The organism is Streptomyces anandii JCM 4720, from assembly GCF_014650655.1.
Classification (GTDB): domain Bacteria; phylum Actinomycetota; class Actinomycetes; order Streptomycetales; family Streptomycetaceae; genus Streptomyces; species Streptomyces anandii.
In genome coordinates this window covers 364,423-373,011 of record NZ_BMVJ01000003.1, presented here as the reverse complement: position 1 = coordinate 373,011, position 8,589 = coordinate 364,423, and the positions used below count along the sequence as shown (strand labels likewise).

The following is an 8,589-nucleotide window of genomic DNA, read 5'->3' as shown; positions in this document are numbered from 1 at the left end:
CAACGGCGAGAAGCACACGCTGTCCGTCGACCACCGCACCACCCTGCTCGACGCCCTGCGCGAACGGCTGGAAATGACCGGTACCAAGAAGGGCTGCGACCAGGGGCAGTGCGGCGCCTGCACGGTGCTGATCGACGGCCGCCGGGCCGTCTCCTGTCTCCAGTTCGCGGTCGCCGCCGAGGACCGCGAGATCACCACCATCGAGGGCATGGCCGAGGGCGACGAGCTGCACCCCGTCCAGCAGGCCTTCCTCGACCTCGACGGCTACCAGTGCGGCTACTGCACACCCGGGCAGATCTGCTCGGCCGTAGCGGTGATCGAGGAGCACGCGGCGGGCTGGCCGAGCGCCGTCACCGACGACGTGAGCCCCGAAACGGGACCGCCGCCGCTCACCCCCGAGGAGATCCGGGAGCGCATGAGCGGCAACCTGTGCCGCTGCGGCGCCTACATGTCAATCGTCCAGGCGGTCGCCCGCGCCGCCGAGAGCAGCCGGTCCACCGCCATCCGGGCGGCCGGCCCCGGCACCACGGCTCCCGCCGCCAAGGACGCCAAGGACGCCAAGGACGCCAAGGGCGCCAAGGACGCGAAGGACAAGGAGGCCGCCGCATGAGGGAGTTCGGCTACCACAAGGCCCACGACGTCCCCGGCGCCGTCGCGCTGCTCGGCACGGACCCGGACGCCCGCTTCCTCGGCGGCGGCACCAACCTCGTCGACCTGATGAAGTCGGGCGTGGAACGCCCCGCCCGCCTCGTCGACGTACGCGAACTGCCCCTGGACACCGTCGAGTCCACCGGCGACGGCGGTCTGCGCATCGGCGCCACCGTCACCAACAGCGACCTCGCCGCCAACCCCGAAGTCCGGCGAAACTACCCCGCGTTGACGCAGGCGGTACTGGCCGGCGCCTCCGGGCAGCTGCGCAACATGGCCACGGTCGGGGGCAATCTGCTCCAGCGCACCCGCTGCGGCTACTTCACCGACGTGACCAAGGCGTGCAACAAGCGCGTCCCCGGCAGCGGCTGCCCCGCGATCGAGGGCGAGCACCACAACCACGCGATCCTCGGCGCCTCCGCGCACTGCGTGGCCGTGCACCCCTCGGACATGGGGGTGGCGCTGACCGCCTTCGACGCCGTCGTCTCGTACCGGACCGCCGACGGCGCCGGCGAGTTGCCGCTCGCCGACTTCTACCTGCCCGTGGGCGACACCCCGCACCGGGAGACCGCCCTGCCGGCCGGGGCGCTGATCACCCACGTGACCCTGCCGCCCGCGCCCGTCGCCGCCCGATCCCGCTACCGCAAGGTGCGCGAGCGCGCCTCGTACGCCTTCGCGATCGGCTCGGTCGCCGCCGCGCTCGACGTCCGTGACGGCGTCGTGCGCGAGGCACGCCTGGCCTTCGGCGCGGTCGCCTCCCGGCCGTGGCGGGCCCGGGCGGCCGAGGCGGCGCTGACCGGAGCCCCCGCCGACGCCGCGTCCTTCGCCGCCGCGGCCGGCGCCGAACTGGCGGCCGCCGAGCCGCTGCCCGACAACGCCTACAAGGTGACCCTGATGCGCAATCTCGTCGTGGCCGTGTGCACCGAACTCGCCGAGGAGGCCGCCCGATGACCACCGCAGCCCCCCGCTCCACGGCGGCGACCACGCCGCCGGCCGGCGCCGTCGGCACCGCGCACACCCGCGTGGAGGGCGTCGAGAAGGTGACCGGAGCCGCCCGCTACGCCGGTGAGATCCCCTTCGCCGGCCTCGCCCACGGCTGGCTGGCCGTGTCCACCGTCGCACGCGGCCGCATCCGCTCCATCGACGCCGACGCCGTGCTCGCCATGCCGGGCGTGCTCGCCGTGCTGCATCACGGCAACGCCCCGCGCCTGGAGACCGACTACGTCGGGATGCTGGGCGTCCGCCCGGACCCCACCTGCGCCGTCTTCCAGCACGACCAGGTGCCCAGTATGGGCTGGCCGGTCGCCCTGGTCGTCGCCGAGACCTCCGAACAGGCCAGGGAGGCCGCCGAGTCGCTCGTCGTGGACTACGAACGGCTGCCGCACGACATCGACTTCCACTCCGGCCGCCCCGACGCCGAGGGCCTGGACGGCCACATGCCGGCGGTGACCGGGAAGGGCGACCTGGAGGCCGAACTCGCCGCGTCTGCCGCCGTACTGGACGCCGAGTACACCACCCCCGAAGAGCACCACAGCATGATGGAGCCGCACGCGGCGACGGCCCGCTGGGACGGCGGACGGCTCGAGGTGTTCGACTCCAACCAGGGTGCCACCTGGGTCGTCGGCGAACTCGCGAGGATGTTCTCGCTCGAGCCGAGCTCCGTGCGGGTGCGCTCCGAACACGTCGGTGGCGGCTTCGGCAGCAAGGGCGTGCGCGCCCACCAGGTGGCCGCCGTGATGGCCGCGACCGTCCTGCGGCGCCCGGTGCGGGTCGTCATGACCCGTCGTCAGATGTTCTCGCTGGCCGGCTACCGCAGCCCCACCGCCCAGCGCGTCCGGCTCGGCGCGGACGCCGACGGACGGCTGCGCGCGCTGGAGCACCGCTCCCTCAGCCTCACCTCGACCGTGCACGACTTCGTCGAACCCGGCGCCGGCCACGCCCGCGTGATGTACGACGCCGACGCGCACCACACCGCCAACCAGGTCGTACGGCTGGACATGCCCACCCCGACCTGGATGCGTGCGCCGGGCGAGGCGCCGGGCTCGTTCGCGCTGGAGTCCGCGCTCGACGAACTCGCCGTGAAGTGCGGGCTCGACCCGATCGAACTGCGGCTGCGCAACGAACCCGAGCGCGGCCCCGTCTCCGGGCTGCCGTTCAGCAGCCGCAACCTCGCCGCCTGCTTCCGCGAGGGCGCCCGCCGCTTCGGCTGGGCCGGCCGCGACCCGCGCCCCGGGGTGCGCCGCGACGGCCGCTGGCTGCTCGGCACCGGCACGGCGGCCGCCTCGTTCGGCGCGGGAGCCGGGCCGTCCACGGCGGTGCTGACCGCCGAGGCGGACGGCACGTTCACCGTGCGGATCGCCGCCGCGGACATCGGCACCGGGGCCCGCACCGCCCTCACCCTGGTCGCCGCCGACGCGCTGGGCGTGACGACGGACCGGGTCCGGGTGCGGATCGGGGACAGCGACTTCGGGCCGGCGATGATCGCCGGCGGCTCGATGGGCACCCGCTCCTGGGCCTGGGCGGTCAACACCGCCGCCGCCGAACTGCGCGAACGTCTCGCGCTGGGCGCCGACATCCCGCCCGAGGGCATCACGGTGCGGTCCGACACCACCGCGGCCATCGGCGCCCTCGCGCAGAAGGAGCGGCACTCCTACGGCGCGCAGTTCGCCGAGGTCGCCGTCGACGTCACCACCGGCGAGGTGCGCGTGCGGCGCATGCTCGGCATCTTCGCGGCCGGCCGGATCGTCAACCCGCTGACCGCGCGCAACCAACTCGTCGGCGGCATGGTGTGGGGCATCTCCATGGCCCTGCACGAGGAGGCGGTCCGCGACCGCGCCACGGGCGGCCACTACGGCGCCGACCTCGCGGGCTACCACGTCGCCACCAACGCCGACGTGCGCAACGTCGAGGCCGACTGGATCGAGGACCACGACCCGGACGACCCGGTCGGCATCAAGGGCATCGGGGAGATCGGCATCGTCGGCGCCGCGGCCGCGGTCGCCAACGCCGTCTGGCACGCCACCGGCGCGCGCCACCGCGACCTGCCCATCCGTCCCGACCGCGTGCTGCGGGCGGCGGCGAAGGCGCCGCATGCTTGACATCGCGGCGGAACTGCACGGCTGGATCGAGGAGGGCCGGGACTTCGCCGTCGCCACCGTCGTCGACGTCGGCGGCAGCGCCCCGCGCGGTCCCGGCGCAGCCCTCGCCGTCGACGCCGGGGGCACGGCGATCGGCTCGGTCTCCGGCGGCTGCGTGGAAGGGGCGGTGTACGACCTGTGCGCCCAGGCCCTCCAGGACGGCCGGACCGTCGTCGAGCGCTTCGGCTACAGCGACGAGGACGCCTTCGCCGTCGGCCTGACCTGTGGCGGGGTGATCGAGGTGATGGTCACCCCGGTCACCGCCGCGGCCCCCGTCAGGGCCGTGCTCGAGCAGACTCTGTCGGCGGCGGTCCGGGACGAACCGGCCGCCCTGGCCCGGGTGGTGCGGGGGCCGGCCGAACTGCTGGGCGCGGCGCTGCTCGTACGCCCGGACGGCAGCGGCGGCACCCCGTACGACGGCGGTTTCGGCGCGCACCCGCAGCTGGACCGCACCGCCGCGGCCGAGGCCCGGGCGATGCTGGACGCGGGCCGCACCGGCACCCTGGAGCTGTCCGAGGACGGATCGCACTGCCCCGGCGGCCTCACCCTGCTCGTGGAGGCCAACGTGCCGCCGCCGAGGATGATCGTCTTCGGGGCGGTCGACTTCGCCGCCGCGCTCGTGCGGGTGGGCAAGTTCCTCGGCTACCACGTGACGGTGTGCGACGCCCGCCCCGTCTTCGCCACCCGGACGCGTTTCCCCGACGCCGACGAGGTCGTGGTCGACTGGCCGCACCGCTATCTGCGCGGCACCGCGACCGACGCGCGCACCGTGCTGTGCGTGCTCACCCACGACGCCAAGTTCGACGTACCCCTGCTGGAGGCGGCCCTGCGGATGCCGGCCGCGTTCGTCGGGGCGATGGGCTCGCGCCGCACCCACGAGGACCGTGAGCGGCGGCTGCGCGAGGTGGGGCTGGGCGAGCGCGAACTGTCCCGGCTCAGGTCGCCGATCGGCCTGGACCTGGGCGCCCGTACTCCCGAGGAGACCGCCCTGTCGATCGCGGCGGAGATCGTCGCGGCCCGGCACGGCGGAACCGGCGTGCCCCTGACCGGCTCCGACACGCCCATCCACCGCGACCGGGCGGACCGGCGAAGCACCCGGGCGGCCTGAGCTCCCGGGCGGCCCGAGCGGCCCGGGACGCGGCAGGCGGGAGAGCGCGGGCAGGTCAGGCGCGGCAGGGCGCGGGCAGGTCAGGCGCGGAAGGGGCGGGCCGGCCCGCGCGAGTCGCCGGCTCGGCAGGGCGCCGGCCCGCCGGAGGGGTCAGTGGCGCGGGTCGGCGTCGTCGCGCCCGGCGCGTTCGGCGTCCCGCTGCTTCAGCCGCGCCGCCTCCTTGCGGACCCCGGCCTGGGTGGCGCGCTCCTTCTCCAGCCACTCGGGCCGGTCCTGCTTGAGCGCCTCGATCTGCTCGGTGGTCAGCGGCTCGGTGACTCCGCCGCGGGCGAGACCGGCGATGGAGACGCCCAGCCTGGCCGCGACCACCGGGCGGGGGTGGGGCCCCTCGCGTCGCAGGTCCCGCAGCCACTCGGGCGGGTTGGCCTGGAGTTCGTCGAGCTCGGCGCGCGAGACCACGCCCTCCTGGAACTCCGCGGGCGTGGCGGGCAGGTACACACCCAGCTTCTTCGCCGCGGTCGCGGGCTTCATCGTCTGGGTGGTCTGGTGCGACTTCATGGTGTCCAGACTATCGACCGCCGCCACCCGCTCCGACCACGCCGGGTAACCTGGCCCGCGTGACAGGCTCGGAAAGCCCCCCCTCCTTCCGGCTGGCGTACGTCCCCGGGGTGACGCCCGCCAAGTGGGTGCGGATCTGGAACGAGCGCCTGCCCGACGTCCCCCTCGCCCTCCTCCAGATGCCCGCCGCCGAGGCGCCCGGCGCGCTGCGCGAGGGCGCGGCGGACGCGGGGATCGTCCGCCTCCCGGTGGACCGTGCGTTCTTCAGCGCGATCCCCCTCTACACCGAGACCACGGTGGTGGTCGTGCCCAGGGACCACGTGGTCACGGCGGCCGACGAGGTGTCCGTCGGAGACCTGGCCGACGAGGTGCTCTTCCACCCGCTGGACGACGTCCTCGGCTGGGACAGCCCGCCCGGCGAGCCCGCCTTCGAACGGCCCGCCACCACCGAGGACGCCGTCGAACTCGTCGCGGCCGGCGTGGGCCTGCTGGTCGTCCCCCAGTCGCTGGCCCGCCTGTACCACCGCCGGGACCTCACCTACCGGCCCGTCACCGACGCTCCCCGGTCCGGTGTCGCGCTGGCCTGGCCGGAGGAGGCGCACACCGATCTGGTCGAGGACTTCATCGGGATCGTGCGCGGCCGCACGGTCAACAGCACCCGCGGGCGGCCCCAGGCGCAGGACCGGAAGAAGGAGCGCGCCACCGACCGCGCGAGCGGGAACGGAGGCGGCCGCACGAGCGGGAACGGAGGCGGCCGCACGGGCGGTGACGTCCGTGGCACGGGCGCGGGAGCCGGGCGCACCGGAGCCGGTCGCGCCGGCGGTCGCGGGGGCCGTCAGCAGCAGGGCCGCTCGGGTGGTGGCTCGGGCGGCGGCGCCAGGCGCGGCAAGCCGCGCCGACGGTCGTAGAGGGTTCCGGCGGCGGCCGTGACGGCCGCCGTCCCGTCACCTTCCCGCCGTACGCCCGATCGACTCCACCAGGGGCAGCAGCCGGTGTGGGACCCGCTCGCGCAGCGCCACCTCGGTGCGGGTGCGGACCACGCCGGGCATGCTGATCAGTTTCTGGATCACGTCCTCCAGGTGCGCGTTGTCGCGCGCGACCACGCGGGTGAGCAGGTCACCGCCGCCGGTGATCGAGAAGGCCTCGACGATCTCCGGTACGGCGGCGAGCGCGTCCCCGACGTCGTCCAGGTGCCCCTGGGTGACCTCGATGTGCACGAACGCGAGGACCGGGTGGCCGAGCGCGGCGGGGGAGAGGGCGGGGGCGGTGCCGGTGATGACGCCGTCCCGCTCCAGGCGGTCCAGACGCGCCTGGAGCGTGCCGCGCGCGACGCCCAGGATGCGGGCGTACTCACGGATGCTGGTGCGCGGCTGCTCCAGCAGCAGCCGCAGGATGCGGGTGTCGAGTTGGTCCACGGCCATGGCCGGAACAGTACCAATGGCTCACGGCCAAGTGCTGGGCCAATGGCCCACCGCGACGGGATCCACTTGAGCCGACGGCACTCGTGATGCTCTCATGTACCCGTCGATGGCGCTGCGGACCCCCGTGGCGCCTTTTTCATGCCGGTATCGGCTGTGCGGGCGTCGAAGGGGGCGGTACTCAGTGCTGAAGAGGGTGTTCGTGGCACCGGACCCGGGACGGGCGCGGCTGCGCTTCGCCGCGCGGGCCGTACTCGGCATCGGCCTGGCGGTCGCCGTCTGCTCACTGGCCGGACACTCCCTCGTGGGCGCCGTCACCGGCGGGCTCGCCGCGCTGCTCGCCCTGTTCACGGTCACCGACCCCACGGTGCGGGGGCAGGCGGTCACCACCGCGCTGCTGCCGGTCGCCGGGCTGCCGGTGCTGGCCGCCGCGGCGGAACTGCACGCCCACCCCGTGCTCCGCGGCTTCGCCTTCCTCGCCGTGGTCGGCGCGGGCGTGTACGCGCGCCGCTGGGGGCCGCGCGGGCACAGCCTCGGCGTGTTCGCGTTCATGACCTTCTTCGTGGCGCAGTTCCTGCACGCCACGACCGGGCGGCTGCCCCAACTGTGCGCCGCCGTCGTGCTGTCGGTGCTCGCGGCGGCCGTGGTGCGCTTCGGTCTGTGGTGCTACGAGCGCCGTCTGCCCCCGGCGGCCGTGCCCGCCGCGCCCGGCGGCACCGGGCTGGCCCGGGTGACCACCCGGCAGGCCGTCCAGGCGACCGCGGGCGCCGGTTTCGCCCTCGTCGCCGGTGAGCTGGTGTCCGGGCAGCGCTGGTACTGGGCCGTCGGGGCCACCTGGTGGATCTTCGTGAACACCGCCTCGCGCGGCGAGACCCTGGTCCGCGGGTTCCGCCGGGTCCTCGGCACCGTCATCGGGATCGGCCTCGGGGTCCTGGTCGTGGTCCCGCTGCACGGCGCCGCGCTGCCCACCCTCGCCCTCGTGGCCGTCAGCGTCTTCGGGATCTTCTACACGGCAGCCGTGTCCTACACCTGGATGATGCTCTGGGTCACCGTCCTGGCCGAGTCGCTCTACGGGCTCCTCGGCGTGCTCACCCCGGGCCTGCTCGCGCTGCGGCTCGGGGAGACGGCGGTCGGCGCGCTCGGCGCCTGGCTCGCCGTGCTGTTCGTGCTGCCCGTCACCACCCACGCCGTCACCGACGCCTGGATCCGGCGCGCCCTGCGCTGCGTGCACGCCTGCACGGCCGAGGCCTCCGCCCGGCTCGCCGGCGTCCCGGACGCCGATCCGGCGCCCCGCGTGGCGGAACTCGAGCAGATGCTGGGCCGGGTACGGCTCTCCGTCGCCCCGCTGGTGCATCCGCTCAACCCGCTCTCCGGCCGCAAGCGCCGCGCCCGCCGCGTGCTCGCCCTGCTCGACGACTGTGCCCGCGAGATCCGCGGCCTCGTCGCCGTCGCCGCCGACCCGGAGGCCTCCCACGACACCCGCCTTGCCGCAGCATGCACCCGCGTCGAGACAGCGGTGACAGCCCTCCTCCCACAGCAGCCGTCCCACGACACGGAGGAGACAGCGGGCACCGAGTCGGCGGCGACCGCGAGCACCGCCGCAGCCCGGCACCCCGTCGCTGGTGGTGCTCTCGGTCATCTGTACGGGCTGGAGCGGGCTCTGGACGAGCTGGCCGCGCCGTTGCGGGCGCCGTCCGGTTCGCCGTTGGTCGGCGCGTGA

The 8,589-nt window shown here is 75.0% G+C and carries 8 protein-coding genes; 6 read left to right on the top strand and 2 right to left on the bottom strand.

The genetic code is table 11. The features are described 5' to 3' along the window. The 4 genes from IE249_RS07615 to IE249_RS07600 all read left to right on the top strand — a co-directional run. Window positions 1-610 (top strand): (2Fe-2S)-binding protein (locus IE249_RS07615; RefSeq protein WP_229857784.1); only part of this gene is annotated, 610 nt, incomplete at its 5' end. Then, complete coding sequence (locus IE249_RS07610; RefSeq protein ID WP_189703992.1) at window positions 607-1,599, top strand: FAD binding domain-containing protein; 993 nt, start codon at window positions 607-609, stop codon at window positions 1,597-1,599. The genes IE249_RS07615 and IE249_RS07610, both read left to right, overlap by 4 nt. Continuing rightward, on the top strand, window positions 1,596-3,746 hold the full coding sequence (locus tag IE249_RS07605) for a xanthine dehydrogenase family protein molybdopterin-binding subunit (RefSeq protein ID WP_189703991.1): 2,151 nt from the start codon (window positions 1,596-1,598) through the stop codon (window positions 3,744-3,746). Before IE249_RS07610 ends, IE249_RS07605 begins: the two co-directional genes overlap by 4 nt. Continuing rightward, a complete protein-coding gene (locus tag IE249_RS07600) occupies window positions 3,739-4,893 on the top strand; it encodes an XdhC family protein (protein ID WP_189703990.1) in 1,155 nt (384 codons plus the stop codon). The genes IE249_RS07605 and IE249_RS07600 overlap by 8 nt, the downstream gene beginning before the upstream one ends. Window positions 4,894-5,043: 150 nt before the next feature. Here the strand turns inward: IE249_RS07600 and IE249_RS07595 are convergent, their stop codons facing one another. Next, on the bottom strand, window positions 5,044-5,451 hold the full coding sequence (locus IE249_RS07595) for a DUF5997 family protein (RefSeq protein WP_189703989.1): 408 nt from the start codon (window positions 5,449-5,451) through the stop codon (window positions 5,044-5,046). Between the two features lie 59 nt (window positions 5,452-5,510). Between IE249_RS07595 and IE249_RS07590 the strand changes: the two genes are divergently transcribed. Next, window positions 5,511-6,359 (top strand): LysR substrate-binding domain-containing protein, encoded by an 849-nt coding sequence (locus IE249_RS07590; RefSeq protein WP_189703988.1) that lies wholly within the window; start codon window positions 5,511-5,513, stop codon window positions 6,357-6,359. 36 nt (window positions 6,360-6,395) lie between these two features. On the opposite strand, the gene IE249_RS07585 is transcribed toward IE249_RS07590, so the two are convergent. Continuing rightward, complete coding sequence (locus IE249_RS07585; protein ID WP_189703987.1) at window positions 6,396-6,872, bottom strand: Lrp/AsnC family transcriptional regulator; 477 nt, start codon at window positions 6,870-6,872, stop codon at window positions 6,396-6,398. Window positions 6,873-7,053: 181 nt separating this feature from the next. Here IE249_RS07585 and IE249_RS07580 point away from each other — a divergent pair, with 181 nt between their 5' ends. Next, the gene (locus tag IE249_RS07580) at window positions 7,054-8,589 is read left to right on the top strand and encodes an FUSC family protein (protein ID WP_189703986.1); all 1,536 of its coding nucleotides are present in this window, start codon (window positions 7,054-7,056) and stop codon (window positions 8,587-8,589) included.

Bases quoted from the DNA above. Each gene is read 5' to 3' on its own strand.
- IE249_RS07585 (WP_189703987.1), bottom strand. From the start codon at position 6,872: ATGGCCGTGGACCAACTCGACACCCGCATCCTGCGGCTGCTGCTGGAG.
- IE249_RS07605 (WP_189703991.1), top strand. From the start codon at position 1,596: ATGACCACCGCAGCCCCCCGCTCCACGGCGGCGACCACGCCGCCGGCC.
- IE249_RS07595 (WP_189703989.1), bottom strand. From the start codon at position 5,451: ATGAAGTCGCACCAGACCACCCAGACGATGAAGCCCGCGACCGCGGCG.
- IE249_RS07600 (WP_189703990.1), top strand. From the start codon at position 3,739: ATGCTTGACATCGCGGCGGAACTGCACGGCTGGATCGAGGAGGGCCGG.
- IE249_RS07610 (WP_189703992.1), top strand. From the start codon at position 607: ATGAGGGAGTTCGGCTACCACAAGGCCCACGACGTCCCCGGCGCCGTC.